The organism is candidate division TA06 bacterium B3_TA06, from assembly GCA_005223075.1.
Taxonomy (GTDB): Bacteria; Hydrothermota; Tepidihabitantia; order B3-TA06; family B3-TA06; genus B3-TA06.
This window is the reverse complement of record NJBO01000017.1, coordinates 23362-39842: the sequence shown is the minus strand read 5'-3', so window position 1 is coordinate 39842 and position 16481 is coordinate 23362. Positions and strand designations below refer to the sequence as shown.

Here is a 16481-nt window from a genome sequence, read left to right as displayed (position 1 = left end):
TGATGGATATACCCGGATGGTCTATCTCTATCCTGCCCGATATCTGCTCAGGCGACCAGTCCTGGGTGAGCTTGGACACCACGTAACCCCTGATCACCTTGCTCTTTAATCGCATCCTGCGGCTTGCCTTTGACCTGCGCTTATCCGCTCGTACCTGAGCACGATGGTCTATGTAAAAGTCGTAGGTAGGCGAGGGGTTGCGCCGCAACTCACGCGAGATGGTAGAGGGACTCCTGCCTAAAACACGGCCCATCTCTCGTATAGATCGCCCGTCTCTACGCATCGTATCTATACCCTATGAGCGCATAAAGCGCTCAAGGGGCACGCTGTCACCTCACGCTCCTTCAGTCCAAGATGTTGGTATCTTGAGTGCATACGTCCTCAGAATAACGAAATCCCTCTCGCTTTCCAAGGTGTTGCACTTCATTATTGAACCCACGGGGTGGAAAAATTTATGGAGCGCTCGGTGGCCCAAGCGCCCCATGGTGACTCCCCTTCCCTCCAAATACCCTTCCTCACCTTAAAACCTCCTTCCCCCTCCCTCTATTTTATTGCTAAAGCAAAAACCGTGCCATCCTAAAAAATAAGCTGCCTCTTGAGGCCAGGAATTACAACGCTTTGAGGGGATGAGAATCACGGATGTTCACAAGAACTCGATACCGTTGACTATATGTATCAGTCAATTATCCTTTTTTAAGGGAAGCGCAGGAAACGTCAATCGGTTATAGCCAAATCGCAGGACGTCCGAGAGTTACTCCACCTTCCCTGAACCCGATTTACACCACGCTGGCTACCGCCCCCAGGGCGATCGAGTTGAGCTTGGTCTCCGCGTCGTCTGCCCGGGAAAGCATCACCACCGGCCTGGCAGCACCTGCCACGATCCCGCATGCCTTAGCCCCACCCAGGTAGATAAGCCCCTTTGCAAAGATGTTCCCCACGGCGATGTCGTGCACGATCAGCACATCCGCCTTACCGGCCACATCACTCGCAACTCCCTTAATCTTTACAGCCTCCTCGGATACCGCAAGGTCAAGGGCCAGAGGGCCGTCAACCAAAGCACCGGCTATCTGCTTGCGTGCGGCCATCTGGGTTATCTGGGCCCACGCCAGTGTCTCGACCATCTTCGGGTTGACAGACTCCACAGCTGCCAAAAGTGCAACCTTGGGTTCTGAGATGCCTAAGGAATGCGCCATCTCGATCGCGTTGTTGATGATATCCAGCTTGGTTACAAGGTCTGGTGTGATGTTCATGCCGCCGTCGGAGACGAGGAGGAGACGACCTAAAGAGGCGGGTTCAAGTATGGCTATGTGTGAAAGCACCCTGCCGGTTCGAAGCCCCTTTTCTTTATCGAGTACCGCGCCCAGGAAGCTTGAGGTGGGTAGATGCCCCTTTAAGAGGAAATCGCCGGCGCTACGAACCTCTTCGACTGCAACGATCGCCGCTTCCTCGTTGGAGCAATCCTTGATCTCGAATCCATCAAGCGAGACCCCGGCCTTCTTCACGGCCTGGCTTATCTTATCTGCTGGTCCGCACAACACACCTTTGGCTATGCCTTCTTTCTGGGCTGCCGAAAGCGCCTGGAGCGTTACCGGATCTGCAGCCGCGGCAACAACACATCGTCTTGGACCTAATTTCTTGGCCTGAGCCTTAAGCTCGGCAAGAGATCGGATCATCGTCGCCTCCTTAAAGGTTGTATTGAGCCTTCAGGCTGTCGCGCAGCTTTATAAGCTGCATCTCGCCGGGATGAGCCCGGATGATATACTCAAGGACACGCAACGCCTCTCCGGGTTCACCCAGGTAATCCAGGTATAGTCGGAAGCTCAACTCGTGGCCAGAGAAGCGCCCGTCCCAAGCATCCACAAGCTCACGTGCCTTGGCGGAATCCTTCACAGTTTCAAGATAGAACATTACAAGACTCACGAAACCCTGTGGATTCTCTCTTGTGGCCTTGGCGTATGCCCGCTTGAGCTCCTGCTCGGCAAGGACGGTATCCCCCGCACGCGCATAGGTTATCCCCTGACGTATATGGAACTGTGAGTCAAGCCATCCCTTGGACTCCATCTCCTGGTAGTAGCGCTCGGCATCTTCATCCGCACCGGCCTGGCGCGCGAACACGTAAAGGTTCATGAGAAAGACGCGGCGCACAGCCTCTTCTACCTTAAAGGAGTCTATAATCTTGGCGAACTCGTAAGCCTTTCTGGCTTGTCCCATAAAAACCAACTTCTCGGCTATCTCCTGCATCGCTATCCCGTAGTTGATGAAGAGTCCGCGCGTCTGACCGCTCCGGCGCACCCGGGGATCGAGTATTGACTTCATCATAAACTCCTCGGTAAAGATCTCATAGGAACGATCCACGTCAATCGCAGGCCGGACACGGGTCAACTCCTCCTCAGGTGCCCTGCGAACACGATAGACTAAGGCCTCCTGAATAAGATAAGGGGCGTATTTCTTGACTCGACCCGGAGAGACGGTTGTGGAAAAGTATATAGGCATCATCCCTTCGTTATAGTTGCTGAGAACATGCTCGGCGAAAACCTCTTGGGGCAACAAGTAGTCAAGCGGAATCTTGGTAGAGAATCCGGAGACAGCGACCTTTTCGGAATCAGCATAAACCTTGCCCGAGTTGGTCGCGATCATATCCCTGATCATGATGTCTGCAAGCATCACAACCTTCGTGCGGCTCACAAAGACGTGAGAAGGCAGGTTCTCTATCTCCCCTGAGCCATAGCTTGCCGTGATGTAGGCCCTGTCACCCTGAATATCCGACGGCGTGAGATTCAACGTCACTCGACCAGTCTTGTGCTCAACCCTTCCTACAACCCTGCGGTTGGGATCACGCAGCCTGCCCTTTCTATCCGCCTTGATTGTCTGAGTGTTGCGGGAGAGCTCAAAGGTGCGCTTCTTGATGGGCGGATGGGCCACATACCCCTCCCATACAACAGCCCCTCCGATCCCTGCCGAAGCCTGCATATTGCGAGTAAGCGCAACCTTCTCGTTCCTGGATTCGTAAACAAAGGATACAGGTGCACCCTTGCGCTTGAGCTTCTCTATATACCACGGGGTGTTGAGTAGCGAGAGATTAGCGTTGACAACACCGTGTTTGTATGGCTTGGAGTTGTTCTCATAACGGGTAGATGGGACCTCCTGCACGAACCACAATGGGAAGGTGTCGTTGTCGCCGTTGGTGAGGATCACTGATGGCTCCTCGCAGGATGCAAGCAGGTTGTAACCGTATTCAAGCGGTATCCAGTCACCGTGCCTTGTGAGCATCGGAAGGTTTACAAAGCCGATGAGGAGGGCGAATACAGCTCCCGCTGAGCTTACAGTTATTGCAGCAACACGAGACGCTATCTTTTTGCGCAAAGACTCCTTAATCGAAGTCACTATCTCAAAGACACCGAAGCCTGTGAAGAGTCCCCAGAAGACGTAGCTGAACGTAAAGAAGTAGTCACGTTCGCGCACCTCCTGAGGCAGGCCTGCCATACCCTTGGGCAGGGGACCTGTGTGTCCGAAACGCATATTCAGATAGATAACAAGGCCGAAGGAAGCGACCAGGAAGGTAGTAAGAAGCAGCCAGAACAGCTTGCGGTCCCGTTTGGCCAGCGAGTAGAGTCCAAAGACGCCGAGGATTACTGGGACTGCAGCAAGAAGGGCGCGTGCGATGACCGTAAGCGCCGACTTCCCGGCAAGATTCTGCAATCCCCACTGCCAGAAGAAGTACTTGAAGTAAAACACTATCTGCCAGAAGAGACCCGCTATTACTCCCACACCTGTCGGCTGACCCGTATCTGGATGAACAACCGTCTTGCGAGGCCATATCTGATTCTGGACCGTTGGACGCCCGTATTGCTCACGGCGCAGAACCGAAATGAAGCGATCCCATGTGGAGGGGTTAACCATGTTGATCGAGGGATGTTGCTGAGCGCGCACCATAAGGTAGAACTGCACCGAAGCGGCCATCACAATCACCAGAGCACCCAAAAGGAAGAACTTCAGATCCACATCATACTTCTTGCCAGCATAGAAGAATGCAACTGTAAGTAAAACAACCCCTGCTATCAAGATCACCGGTCCCACCTTAAGCGCCGCGAGCAGGATAAGCAGCGCGTAAGCCCCCCCGAAAACAAACGCCGGCCCAGAGCCTTTCTTTGAACCAACCGCCTGAACAAAGAAATAGACGGCAAACAGGGCAACAACCGCAAGCTGAGGCCAGCCGGGTTCAAAAAGCATAAAGGCAAGAGCCAGCACACCCAAAAAGAAGGTCGGCAGCAAGCGGTGATTGACCAGGATTATGAAGGGGATGAGTGCGAACAGGATCATCACAGGGGTAAGGTGAATACCTGCGGCGAGCATGACAATATAGAACGCCAAAAGCATCAGGCGGTTGTCGGCTTTGGGTAGGGGGAGCCCCGGCCTTTTCTCCTTTGCATGTTCAGTCCGTTCACGCCATACGATCGCAAGGTAGACGATAAGCAACCCTATAAACGCCGAAGGCGCGTAGACCTCAGCCTCAAGTGCATTCTCCCACATTGAGAAGGCAAAGATGGTGAATAAGGCGCCAACCACACCCACGACGGTCGGTACCCACCTAATCTTCTCTGTAGGATTTCCCTTCTTGAAGGAACGGGTAACACGGCTCGTTATGAGCACAACCAATGCCGCGGACAGCGCCGCGGTAAGGACGCTTATGAAGTTGATACGGAACGCGATCTCTGCAGATATCGGGATCAAGGAAAAGATACGTCCGATAAGCACGTAAAGCGGTGTCCCGGGCGGATGCGGCACACCCAGGTTTGCCGAACAGGCGATGAACTCGCCCACATCCCAGAACGCCACCGTGGGTGAGACGGTCAAAAGATATATAACCAGGGCCACGATAAAAATAATACCGGCTGCAAGCCAGTCTATCCGGCGTTGATTCATCTCTCCTCCTTGGCGTAAACCTTCTCAAGGTAGGTGGTCAACTCCTTCACCTCAAGGTTCGCGTAAAGCTTTCCCTCCATCCCGACACTCACACCTCCGGTCTCTTCACTAACGGCTACCGAGATCGCGTCCGAAACCGAACATATCCCCAGTGCGGCTCGGTGACGCATACCGTAGTAATCCTCAACCCAGGGCTCCTTGCTAACAGGCAGTATACATGCCGCGGCCACGATCTTGTCGCTCCTGATGATGCAAGCGCCGTCATGCAGAGGTGAGGGCGGGGTAAAAAGGGAGGTTATGAGGGCTGCGGAGACCTTGGCATCCAGGCGAGTGCCGGTCTGAACATACTCCCCCAGGTCTATATCCCGTTCAAAGACAATCAACGCACCGATCTTGCGTTTGCACATCTCCTGCACCGCCTTTACTATCTCTGAAACAGCCAGCTGCTCGACCGAGCGCACAAGGAAGCGAAGCAACCTATAGCGTCCCATTCGCGCCAACGCGTTGCGGATCTCAGGCTGAAAAAGGATAACGAACGCGATGATCCAGATAGCCATTAGCGAATCGAGAATCAGAGAGAGAGCACTCAGGTTAAAGGTTCGGGCCAGGATTGAGACAACGAAGATTAAGAGCAGCCCGATAAGTATCTGAAACGCCCGCGTTCCCTTGATGAACGCGAGGAAAAGATAGACGATCACCGCCACCACCCCAACGTCTATGAAGTCTATAAGGTTAGGGCGAAGGATATCTACCATCACTCTTCCCCGTTGGCGGACCGGATCGCGGCGGCTGCATCCATGGCTTTTCTCGTTTGGCTGACGTCGTGCACCCTGAGGATATTAGCGCCGCCCGCGAACGCCAGAACCGCTGAAGCCAGGGAGGCTTCCAGCCTGTCATTAACCTCAAGCCCAAGGAGCTTGCCCAGGAAGGACTTACGGGATGCTCCCAGGAGTATCGGCAATCCAAAGGCACGCAGCTCACCCAATCTGCGGATGGCCGCTGTGTTATCGTGAACGCGCTTGCCGAAACCGATGCCCGGATCAATAATCACGCGATCACGCGGGAAATCCGAGGCCTGGATCTCTTCAAGCTTGGTGGAAAAGAACCGGAAGAGTTCGGCGTTGAAGTCGTCGTAGTGTGGGTCCTGTTGCATGATCTTCGGCGTTCCCTGGATGTGCATGAGCACAAATGCGGCACAGTACTCTCCAGCCAGCTGCCAGAGGGCTGGATTTGTCCCGCCCGACACGTTGTTTACAATCGAGGCCCCCTTATCGAGAGCGGCACGAGCAACATCTGGATTGGTGGTATCTATAGACCACAGAACGTGTCGAGTCTGGAGATGATCAAAGATCGAAGAAAGCCGCCTCAACTGCTCGGATACGGGAACCGGATCGGAGCCCGGACGGGTTGACTCTGCACCCACGTCTACTATATCAGCCCCTTGCTCGATCATCTCATCTATACGTCTACGAGCGGCGTCCGGTTCAAGGAAGAGGCCGCCGTCTGAGAACGAGTCCGGGGTCACGTTAAGAACACCCATGATAAGCGGGCGATCAAAGGTCAACCTGCCTAGGGGCAGATCGATCGCTGCGGGCAGCTTATCCAGACGGCTAAGGAGCTCGACTACCTGCCGCTCCAACCCGGCAAGACCGAAGGGTTGGCTGGAGAGTGCTAAGACCGTCCGTCGCAGTTGGCGCTTCGTACCCATGAAGATGGCGTCGGAGCAATCCACTTTCCCGGTGATAACCTCGCGATGAACCGCCACGTCTGCCCCAAACGATATAGCGATCTGCTTGAGGATATTTGCCGCAGGGGTTGAAAGCCCTGTAATCTTTAAAAGAAACGAATCTCTTTTTTCTATAAATACATCTATACAGGAGTGGTCGACCTCTACTCTTCGCAGCTCCTCCTCGCACTCTTCGCGTGAGATTACCACAAGAGGCCGCAAAAGCATCACAACCTCAGCCCCTTCATCAATGAGAGCGCCTCAGCGCGCGTTTTTGCCTGTCGGAACGCCCCGCGCATCGCCGAGGTAAGGGTAAGGGTTCCGGGTTTCTTTACCCCGCGCATAGTAACGCATAGGTGCTCGGCTTCTATAACCACCATCACCCCCAAAGGATGAAGCACCTCGTTGAAGATATCGGCCACCTCGGTGGTCAACCGCTCCTGGATCTGAGGCCGCTTGGTAAGGATGTCAATGAAACGAACGATATCCCCGAAACCGGTGATGCGGTTTTCGCGAGGTATATAGGCCAGATGTGCCTTGCCGAAGAAAGGCAGGAGATGGTGCTCGCAGATGGAGTAGAAGGGTATATCCTTTACGAGTATCATCTCATCCTGGTTGGGTGCGGTATAGGTTTTAAGTACCTGGCGTGGATCGCGTCCCAACCCGGCAAGGATCTCCGGCAGCATCCTCGCCACCGCCTGCGGGGTATACTTCAACCCTGCCCTGGAGGGATCCTCCCCTGCCGCCTCAAGGAGCTCCCGGACGGCTGCCTTAACTCTTTCTGGGTCCACTTCCCGCCTTTGCAGACCTCGAACTCGGCACCTTTTTATTAGACGTTTGAGTGGCCTTAGGGGTTTTCTTCACCTTAGCTGAGCCAGTTTTACGCTTGGCACCCTTGGTAAGTCCCAGTATCTTATCAACCTGCATTGAGTTAAGGGTCTCTTGCTTGATAAGTGCATCGGCAAGCGCCCGCAGCTTCTTGACATTCTTTTCGATGATCCTCTGAGCACGTTTATGCTGACCTTCGATTATCGCTCGAATCTCGGAATCAATGAGCTGTGCTGTCTTCTCGCTGTAGTTGCGATGCATTCCCATCTCTCGGCCTAAGAAGATCTCCGCCTCCACCTTGCCGAACGTCAGTGGGCCAAGCTTGGTGCTCATCCCCCACTCGCAGACCATCTTGCGAGCAAGGATGGTTGTCTTCTCCAGGTCATTTGCGGCCCCGGTGGAGAGGTCACCGAAGACATTCTCCTCCGCCGCGCGGCCTCCCAACATGAACGCAATCTGTGCCTCACAGAACTCCTTGGGGTATATCTTGCGTTCATCGATGGGCAGAGGCTGGGTAACCCCGAGGGCCATGCCGCGTGGGATTATGGTGACTTTATGTATGGGGTCCATACCGGGGATCATGCGGGAGACAAGGGCATGACCCGCCTCGTGATATGCGGTGCGGCGCTTCTCCTCCGCAGAGAGTAGCAGGCTTCGGCGCTCGGCACCCATAAGGACCTTGTCCTTTGCGTCTTCGAAATCCTGAGCTGTAACCTCACTGCGGTTGCGACGCGCAGCGAGAAGGGCGGCCTCGTTAACCATGTTTTCAAGGTCTGCACCGGTGAATCCGGGCGTACCGCGTGCCAGAACGGAAAGGTCAACGTCCCCAGAAAGCGGTATACGTTGAACCTTTATTTTGAGGATTCCCTCCCGGCCACGGACGTCCGGCTGAGGCAAGATCACCTTTCGGTCAAAGCGACCCGGGCGCAGAAGTGCCGGATCGAGGATGTCAGGACGGTTGGTGGCTGCCATGAAGATAATGCCTGCAGAGGTCTCAAAGCCGTCCATCTCCACAAGAAGCTGATTAAGGGTCTGCTCCCGCTCGTCGTGGCCACCGCCCAGCCCTGCTCCGCGCTGACGCCCAACAGCGTCTATCTCGTCTATGAATATGATGCAGGGGGCATGACGCTTGCCCTGCTCGAACAGGTCTCGCACGCGCGAGGCGCCAACGCCGACAAAAAGCTCTACGAAGTCCGACCCGGAGATAGACAGGAACGGAACGCTCGCCTCACCGGCTACCGCACGTGCAAGAAGGGTCTTGCCTGTACCTGGCGCCCCGACAAGCAGCACCCCCTTTGGGATGCGGCCGCCAAGGCGGCTGAACTTGCGCGGCGAGCGCAGGAACTCGATTATCTCTTCCAGCTCCTCCTTGGCCTCCTCTATCCCGGCTACATCATCAAAGGTAACGTCGGGGCGGGTCTCGGTAGAGATCCTCACCTTGCTCTTCCCGAACTGAAACGCCTTGGAGGCCCCGGCCTGTGACTGCCTCATTATCATAAACCAGAACCCGATAATCAGCACCCAGGGAGCGATGGATAAAAGGATGCTCACCCACTGGACACGGTTCTGAGAACTGACATTGACGCCCAAGACTAGGAGCTCCTCTACAAGTTTCTGATCATCAAAGGGAATCCTCACCTTGAAGCGCTTTGTTGTGACCTGCTCTTGCCGGACAGTCGGAACTGTCTCCTCGGCGAGGAACTCGCCGGTTATCTGGCGTTCTGAGATCGTCGCCGAGGAAAGCTTGTCAAGCCGCTGGCGGAACTCACTGTAGGGGATCTCAGGGGTCCGCCGGGGGCGAAAAACAAACAGATAGTAACCTAGTATAAATAACGACCCCAGCGCACCCCAGATAATAATAGTACGCAGTCTGCTTGAACCCGCCTTAGGCGGTTTGTTTGCCATCTTCACCTCTCAAAAGAGTCAAAATCGTCAACTTACGTGTTGAACTGGTTACAGGGGCCCCGGCAGAGCGAATAAGCCCGGCGGCCCACACCACTTCATCATCCTTGCATACCAAAGGCCAGTACCGACGCATCCGGCGTGGTACCTTCCTATCACTAAACACCCGCTTGAGCTTGACTTCACCGCGTCTGCCAAACGGAACTATCCTGTCTCCTTCACGCCAGGGTCGAACAACGAATGGAGGCTTGATAAAACTCGCGTCAAAGAATACCACATCATCGCGCGGTGCGAATTCATCACGTTTACCTTCATAGACCCGCAGTCGCCATCCAAGCCCCGGCACTAACACATCCTTAGCCTCACTCAACACGCACGGCTCCCATAAGGGTTGATCCTTGCAATCCTCAAGCACCAACCGATCATAGGACGCGCAAAGCTTCTTGCCTTTGCCGCGCGCCATCTCACGCGTCCCTTTGGCAACCTCAAGGGGCAGTAGGCCCAACAGATCATTTGCCCCAAGCCAAGGCACAAATAACCTCAGAACACGAAGTTGCGTAACAAGATTATAGCCTGAAAGCTCGGAAGTGTCAAGCTCGCTGGTCCTACCATTACTCGTAACGAGACGCTCTAGGAGCTCGGCTGCCTGTGAATCAAGCGAGGAGTTTAGGAGGTCACCGACCTCGAGGGTGCGGGAAAGGGTCTCCTCAAGGGAGGGGTTGAGTTCCTTAAGTAAGGGCATGATCCGGTGTCGGATACGGTTGCGGTCAAATGAAAGTGAGGCATTGCTCGAATCCTCGCGGAAGGATAGGTGATGGGTTTTCAAATAGTCAAGAATTTCTGCACGCGCACACCGGATAAGTGGACGGATGAACGGACCACGCTTTGCAGGGATGCCCCATAAAAAGGGCTCTGCCCTGCCACGAACGAGGGAGATAAGGATCCACTCCGCATTGTCACTGGCTGTATGTCCCAAAGCCCCGTACCCGTAACACCCGTAACACCCACCCTTCTTTGGAACACAACCTTCCGATTCCAACAGCCTGTTCAATCCTGCATAGCGCAGCTTGCGTCCCGCCATCTCATGGGATATCCCGTGCTCTGCCGCGTACGCCGCAACGTCGGCACGATCGGGATGGAAGGGGATATCGAGGGATTTGGCAAGATTCGCCACGAATTCCTCGTCCGCATCCGCCTCCGCTCCCCGAAGCCCGTGATTGAGATGATACACGCCTAGATCAGCAATCCCGAGCCTTCTTCGACGTGAGTGAAGGAAGTGCAGGAGTGCGGTGGAATCCGCCCCGCCAGAACACGCGACAAGCACGCTTGCTCCCCTCTTGAACCCGCACTCACGCTTTAAGCTATCCTCTGCCTTGCGAATAAGTGACATGATCTATCGAAACACCAGGAGCAGAACCAGGCTGGCTGCCCCGACTGCGAAGCAGTAAAAGCTGAACAACCAGAATTTCTTTGATACCACCGCCTTCTTGAGCAGCCACAGGGCTAGAAATCCCACGCCAGCACTGGAGATTATGCCCACAACCCACGCTTCAGGAGGAGCGAGCTGGGATATCCTCCCGGTCCCATACAGTTCGAGGAAGTCGATCACCGCGGCACCGGCAATGGCAGGGATGGACAAAATGAAGCTGAACTCGAACGCCTCCACCGAGGCGATCCCCAAAAGCAATGCGGTGGCGATAGTTAACCCGGAGCGGGAGAAACCGGGCAGGATGGCAACCGCCTGGGCAATGCCGATAAGAAGAGCGTCCGAAATCCCGAATGTCCGATTACGCTTTCTGCCCCAGCGAGTAACCAGAAGCAGCGCCCCGGTTCCAATAAAGAAGAAAGCCACATACAAGGGCTGCCCGTACATCACGCGATCTATGGTGTCCTTGGCAAGAATCCCAACCAGTGCAGCCGGGATGCTCGCAACAAAAAGATATAGGATCAGTGCCCAGCCTGCAATCCTGCGTTCCTTTTCCCGGTTGAACATATCGGCAAAAAGCCTGCCGATGCGGCGGGACATAAACACAACCACTGCTATCAGTGTACCTACATGAAGGAATATGGGTACGGTAAGCCCGCCTTCCACCCTGAGCAGCACCTGCCCAAGCAAGAGGTGTCCGGACGAGGAGATGGGAAGAAACTCGCTTGCTCCCTGAACCACCCCTAAAACCAGCATCTTCCAGACCATACTCCAGGCCATCAGAACTCCCAGTAGAGATCGGTCTGGAGGGTTGGTCTGAACTCTTCAGAACCTTCCTGGTGATCCAGGTTGGAGATCTGTTCTGCCCTTGCAATAAACGAGAGGAAACTTCGACCCACCAGTCTCAGCTTAACTTCTCCTTCAATCCCCAGGTGATGCTCCACTATACCTGAAGGGAATGGTGGATGGAAAGTTTCGCGGTCATGGGCGCCGTCGTCTGCAAAGTCGTGCCAGACATCGCCCTCGCCGTGGCGCTCGTAGAAGAAGAGTCCCTCAATGCTTATTCGGGGGATGATGCGCCAGGAAACGGTTAAACGGCTACGGTCGGCGTCTGGCCCAAGGTCGTCACCAAGGATGCAACCGCGGAAGGTGTAGTTCTGCGCACTGTCCCGCTGGGCATAGGTCCACTTACTGATGGCGGTGTAGTCGGCACGGAGGTCCACTTCGGACGAAAGGATAGAAACCCATTCACCCCCGATGGTGCCGCCTATCTTGTTTGGGCCGGTGGCAGGCTCGTAGGCAAAGTCGTCAACAAGTAGCTCGGTGTAGAACCTGACCGGCGGGAAGAGGACCGATGCATCTACCCCCCACAGTATGTTCTCGTCCTGGCGCTTGTTCCACTGCATGAAGTAGTAGAACGCAGCCGGTGCAAAGAGGTAAGGAAGAATATCGTTGGTATCGCTGGAGACAACCGCCTCGGAAAACCCAAGCTTCCAGCGAGGAGCTACGTACTCGAAACGATGGACAACCATACGTTTATCAGATTGGAGCCAGGCGAAAAGGGAGGTGAAACGAACACCTTTCCACTTCAGGCTGTAGGCCGCGTGATCCAGCCCCCACGGCTCGGTGGAGAGAAATAGTCCACCATGGGACACAGGCCCGAGGTGGATCTCGGAGCGTCCGGCCTGGATGTGCAGCCAGTCAAAATCCAGATCCAGCCGGGCGTCGGGAATCTCGGGGTAGATCGGCCTCTCCTCCCCTCGCCAGGACTTGGCGTCGAAAACCGTATCAGGCCAGTTGTAAGCGTAAGTAAGCCTGTGGGTTGCAAAAAAACTTGCAGGACCTATAGAGCCCTCAAATCGGATATCAGGTCCTGTCCGAAAAGTATCGGGAATCCGGTAGGATGCGCGAAGCGCACCGCCCAGCTCAAAGGAGGCATCGTCGGCAGATAGAGCAAGAGCCGGTGCCCAGCGAGCAGCAGAGACCCCGTGAAGGAACCCGAATCTTTGCAGATCAAAGCTATCCGCCCTTGAAACCTCAGCCTGCGGGTTAAACCCATCAACAATCTCCTGGCGCGTGTACGGACGGGTATCAGGCAAACTTACGAATACACCCTTGACCTCTAAACGGTCAATCGCATCGTAGATCGGATCATCCAGAGGGATGATCTGGGCAAATAATAAAATTACAGCAATCAGACTCGACCTCCAAGCGTAACTCTATTGTTTAAGGGAGAAAAGTCAACACCTTAGAATTCCGCCCCCACTGAAAGATGAAGCTTGGCATCATACCACGCACCTTCCCAGGGCAGGGCGGCATCCAGCTCAAGCCGACCTATGGGGGTGGCGACCGTTATCCCTGCGCCATAGCCTGCCGCAAATCCTGTGACCTCGATCAAGGCCACATCGAACAGAGGATATAAGGAGAGACTCTCGCTGCCCCAGCGCAGCTCCTGCCGTAACCAGAACGCAAGCTTACTTCGGAACTCCTCCTCTGTGTAACCACGAAGCGTTCGCGCACCGCCAACGGGAATAAGCTCGGTTTCAAGGAGAGGGTCTGCGGAGGTAACAAACGCGGCGTTTGGTTCAAGCCAGAAAGAAAATCCCCATAAAAGGGGAATAGGGAGCCCAGCCTTAAGAGATGCCTTAAGATAGGCCGAACGCTCCTCGGCCCTGCGTTCGCCTGCTCGAACGCCTACCAGCAAAGGCCCCACGCTCATACGGGTCGAGGCAAGGTTCTTGCTCACACGCGTCAAACCTGAGCGATCCTGCTCGTAGACGTAACCAAGGCCTACCCGAAAGGAAGCAGGGGTGATGAAGATCCCTCCTGAGGCCTCAAGATGATAGGTGCTCTCATCAAAGCTGCGAAACGCTCCGGCTACCTCGATACCGAAGGGCAATCTAAATGGGTAAGGGTCTCGTGCGGAGGCGGCGAAGTTTACGTTGTTCGGGGCAAGCCTTTGCCATGAGAAGAAAAACTCCCGCCTGCCGCCGAAGAGATTCGAAAGCAAAAAATCAGCCATTCCCACGAACCCTTCCTCATCTCCGTAACCAAGGAGGGCTGTGATACGGTTCGGCGACCGGGCCTCGTCTATCAGGAAGTGAAGCCTGGCCCCTGATCCGATTGTATCATCCTTTGGGGGTCCCCGCTCGAAAACCCTGTTTTCGAGTGGGGCAATTAGAATCTCCCAGTCGAGAACGGTGCAGTCAAGACCCTCAAGGACATCCGCGAGTTCCGCCACCTTTGCGGTCGAGTACACAAAAGGCTGGAACCTTAAAAGATGGGCAAGCAAAGAAGAGTTTGTCCTACGATCGCCTGAAAACGCGAGAGATGCGACCCTGACAAGAGGACCCTTATCTATCTTGGTATACAGGGTAAGTGTATCACCCTTAAGTTCGGATCTTGCGACTGATAAAGAAGCGAACGCGTATCCTGAATCCACTGCATCGAAAAGCATAAATCGTGCCAGGCTGTCCCAGACGAATGAATCGCGATATTGGATTACCCTATCCTCGCCACAAATCACCTCAATCCACGCCACATCGCCTGTATGCTCAGAGGGTAAATCTAACGCTTGTGCCCCGAGAATCAGGATATAAAGAGGTAAGGCCGCCATTCGGCTGGAGGCGTTCCTAAAGAAACCAGCACAAAGGAAAAGTAGTGGGGTTCCTTTGGCTTACGCTTTAGCTTCATCCCTGCCTCCCTTGGAGTTCTGTCGCCCTTGCGAGAGTTACACTTATCGCATGCACACACAAGGTTATCCCAGGAGTCCTTACCTCCATGCGTGCGCGGAATAACGTGATCCAGGGTCATGTGGACGTGGCGAGCTCCACAATACTGGCAGGTATAGTTGTCTCGTCTCATCAAATTGGGCTTGGTCAAAGGGACTTCGCGTCTTTTGATCTTCACAAGTCTGCTCAAACGCAAAACGGAAGGGACTGGAAAGGAGCGGTTCACACTATGCACACGAAGACCATCAGCAGAGACCACAATCTCTGCCTTACCCAGGAAACAAAGTACCACTGCGCGACGAGCCCTGCATATACCTAAAGGCTCGTAGCTTTGATTGAGCACAAGTACGCGGCGATCTAGTACGGCTTTACCCCCCTAACACTCGTTTATTCCCTGAAGGAAGAGTTTTTTCTTAAGTTCTATACGCACCTTTTCCAGATGCTGCAGCTGTTTATTGGCGCGTGATGAGTTACTGCCCGGATCGGCTGAGATGGCGCGCTTCAGATAACTCTCGGCTTTCCGCGCATTGGCACAACCGGCCTTCCATGCATCTATCGTCGTCTGCTTTACGGCACGGGTGGCGCGCCTGACGTAAATCGTTCCCATGAAGTATAAAGCGTCGCCGTTGCACTCGTCCATGGCTAGGATCTTATTGAACGTCTTCTCAGCCTGCCCCTCCTTGCCCCAGTTGAGGTAAACGACACCCAAATAGATTCGGGGCACAAGCTTGGTCGAATCAAGCCCTATAGCCTCTTTAAGTTTGGTTTCAGCTGAGGAGTATTTCTTTAGGGCAAGATAAAGGTTGGCAAGCTTCACCCTTGCATCAACATCTTCAGGCCGCAGCTCGATCACCTTATTGAAAGCTTCTTCGGCCTCACCGTACTTCTTGAGCTTCATCGCGATATCACCCAGCTTCTCCCGGGCGATGTAATCCTCAGCTTTGGCATTCACGATGTAGAGCTCGTTCTCGTAAGCCTCCTCGTAGCGGTCATGATCGGTAAGGAAGTTCACGTAGGAGTTCCGAAGCCCCAGGTTTTCAGGGTTGGTCTCAAGCCCGGCCTTGTAGATGGAATCTGCGGCCTCAACCCCGCCCTTGCGTTTGAAAACCTCGGCGATAATATGGTAAAGATCGGACTCCTCAGGGAATCTCTCTACGCCCTCCTCGGCAAGTGCTTGGGCTGAGTCATCATAAATCTCGTTCATGGAAGCCTTGATAAGAAAAATCCCTGCAAGGCCGAGGTAACCTGCCACGCTGTCAGGATGGGTCTCGTAGACCTTACGGTACCACTCCTCGGCAGGGGTCAGATCCTTCATGTCCTGATAGGTCTTTGCCATAGCAACCATGGCCGCATAGTAATCAGGAACATACTCAAGCGATCTGTTGTAGTTCTCGATTGCCTCGGTATAGAGTTTCTTTCTGTAGAAATCGACGCCTATGCTCAGATACTTCTCGGCCTCAATCCTTGCAAGGCTGTCGGCAACCGCATCCTCTTCCTGATTATCCTTGTCCCTCTTGGCAGCTCGTGGGGCGGCACAAACGACCAGTGGTATAACTAAAACAATCACTCCCACGATCAAGGGGCATAGTCTTTTCATTTTCAGACCTCCATATGTCTCATAGATATGCAACTTAGTGGAGCCGACGGGATTTGAACCCGTGACCTTTTGACTGCCAGTCAAACGCGCTCCCAACTGCGCCACGGCCCCGTGATTGCGTTATTCTAGCCAGATACGGGCTTTTGTCAACATGCTAGCGTGAGTGTTTCGCGTCAGGTTTGAATGCAATTCGTCACAAAAAAGCTCCCCAAAAGCTGGTCAAAAGTTGGTCAAAAGATGGACAAAAGGTGGACAAATCAAGGACAATTTCCGGGGTCCCCGGACGGACATGAAGCGAAGCAGACGTCTGGGGGTTAAAGAGTTGGTCAAAAGATGGACCGGTTGAAA

General features: G+C 54.3%; 13 protein-coding genes and 1 tRNA gene. All 14 read right to left on the bottom strand.

Annotated features, from left to right (window positions below):
• Window positions 1-253: IS30 family transposase (locus CEE36_09420; protein TKJ40593.1), on the bottom strand; the 253-nt coding region annotated here is incomplete at its 3' end.
• Between the two features lie 523 nt (window positions 254-776).
• Window positions 777-1673: a phosphate butyryltransferase gene (locus CEE36_09415; GenBank protein ID TKJ40592.1), complete on the bottom strand. Its 897-nt coding sequence runs from the start codon at window positions 1671-1673 to the stop codon at window positions 777-779.
• A 10-nt stretch (window positions 1674-1683) separates the two neighbouring features.
• Entirely contained in the window at window positions 1684-4923 is a 3240-nt protein-coding gene (locus CEE36_09410; protein ID TKJ40591.1) for a hypothetical protein, read from the bottom strand.
• Window positions 4920-5678, bottom strand: a complete 759-nt coding sequence (locus CEE36_09405; protein ID TKJ40590.1) for a TIGR00159 family protein — start codon at window positions 5676-5678, stop codon at window positions 4920-4922. The genes CEE36_09410 and CEE36_09405 overlap by 4 nt, the downstream gene beginning before the upstream one ends.
• Window positions 5678-6877 carry a dihydropteroate synthase gene (gene folP / locus CEE36_09400; protein TKJ40589.1) on the bottom strand — a complete coding sequence of 400 codons (1200 nt, stop codon included), beginning with the start codon at window positions 6875-6877 and terminating at the stop codon, window positions 5678-5680. The genes CEE36_09405 and folP overlap by 1 nt, the downstream gene beginning before the upstream one ends.
• The gene (gene folE / locus CEE36_09395; protein ID TKJ40588.1) at window positions 6877-7440 is read right to left on the bottom strand and encodes a GTP cyclohydrolase I FolE; all 564 of its coding nucleotides are present in this window, start codon (window positions 7438-7440) and stop codon (window positions 6877-6879) included. Before folE ends, folP begins: the two co-directional genes overlap by 1 nt.
• The gene (locus CEE36_09390) at window positions 7421-9382 is read right to left on the bottom strand and encodes a cell division protein FtsH (protein TKJ40587.1); all 1962 of its coding nucleotides are present in this window, start codon (window positions 9380-9382) and stop codon (window positions 7421-7423) included. The genes folE and CEE36_09390 overlap by 20 nt, the downstream gene beginning before the upstream one ends.
• Window positions 9363-10769 (bottom strand): tRNA lysidine(34) synthetase TilS, encoded by a 1407-nt coding sequence (gene tilS / locus CEE36_09385; GenBank protein TKJ40586.1) that lies wholly within the window; start codon window positions 10767-10769, stop codon window positions 9363-9365. The genes CEE36_09390 and tilS overlap by 20 nt, the downstream gene beginning before the upstream one ends.
• A gap of 3 nt (window positions 10770-10772) precedes the next feature.
• The gene (locus CEE36_09380) at window positions 10773-11585 is read right to left on the bottom strand and encodes an undecaprenyl-diphosphatase (protein ID TKJ40585.1); all 813 of its coding nucleotides are present in this window, start codon (window positions 11583-11585) and stop codon (window positions 10773-10775) included.
• Window positions 11585-12904 (bottom strand): hypothetical protein, encoded by a 1320-nt coding sequence (locus tag CEE36_09375; GenBank protein TKJ40584.1) that lies wholly within the window; start codon window positions 12902-12904, stop codon window positions 11585-11587. The genes CEE36_09380 and CEE36_09375 overlap by 1 nt, the downstream gene beginning before the upstream one ends.
• Before the next feature lie 149 nt (window positions 12905-13053).
• Entirely contained in the window at window positions 13054-14421 is a 1368-nt protein-coding gene (locus CEE36_09370) for a hypothetical protein (GenBank protein ID TKJ40583.1), read from the bottom strand.
• Window positions 14394-14879 (bottom strand): HNH endonuclease, encoded by a 486-nt coding sequence (locus CEE36_09365; GenBank protein TKJ40582.1) that lies wholly within the window; start codon window positions 14877-14879, stop codon window positions 14394-14396. The genes CEE36_09370 and CEE36_09365 overlap by 28 nt, the downstream gene beginning before the upstream one ends.
• Before the next feature lie 33 nt (window positions 14880-14912).
• The gene (locus tag CEE36_09360) at window positions 14913-16133 is read right to left on the bottom strand and encodes a hypothetical protein (GenBank protein TKJ40581.1); all 1221 of its coding nucleotides are present in this window, start codon (window positions 16131-16133) and stop codon (window positions 14913-14915) included.
• 35 nt (window positions 16134-16168) lie between these two features.
• Window positions 16169-16244, bottom strand: a tRNA-Ala gene (locus CEE36_09355).
• Window positions 16245-16481: the final 237 nt, after the last annotated feature.

Excerpts from the sequence above, each read along its gene's own strand:
- CEE36_09405 (TKJ40590.1), bottom strand. The coding sequence starts at position 5,678 with ATGGTAGATATCCTTCGCCCTAACCTTATAGACTTCATAGACGTTGGG.
- CEE36_09410 (TKJ40591.1), bottom strand. The coding sequence starts at position 4,923 with ATGAATCAACGCCGGATAGACTGGCTTGCAGCCGGTATTATTTTTATC.
- CEE36_09380 (TKJ40585.1), bottom strand. The coding sequence starts at position 11,585 with ATGGCCTGGAGTATGGTCTGGAAGATGCTGGTTTTAGGGGTGGTTCAG.
- CEE36_09390 (TKJ40587.1), bottom strand. The coding sequence starts at position 9,382 with ATGGCAAACAAACCGCCTAAGGCGGGTTCAAGCAGACTGCGTACTATT.
- CEE36_09370 (TKJ40583.1), bottom strand. The coding sequence starts at position 14,421 with ATGGCGGCCTTACCTCTTTATATCCTGATTCTCGGGGCACAAGCGTTA.
- tilS (TKJ40586.1), bottom strand. The coding sequence starts at position 10,769 with ATGTCACTTATTCGCAAGGCAGAGGATAGCTTAAAGCGTGAGTGCGGG.
- CEE36_09415 (TKJ40592.1), bottom strand. The coding sequence starts at position 1,673 with ATGATCCGATCTCTTGCCGAGCTTAAGGCTCAGGCCAAGAAATTAGGT.
- CEE36_09360 (TKJ40581.1), bottom strand. The coding sequence starts at position 16,133 with ATGAAAAGACTATGCCCCTTGATCGTGGGAGTGATTGTTTTAGTTATA.
- folP (TKJ40589.1), bottom strand. The coding sequence starts at position 6,877 with ATGCTTTTGCGGCCTCTTGTGGTAATCTCACGCGAAGAGTGCGAGGAG.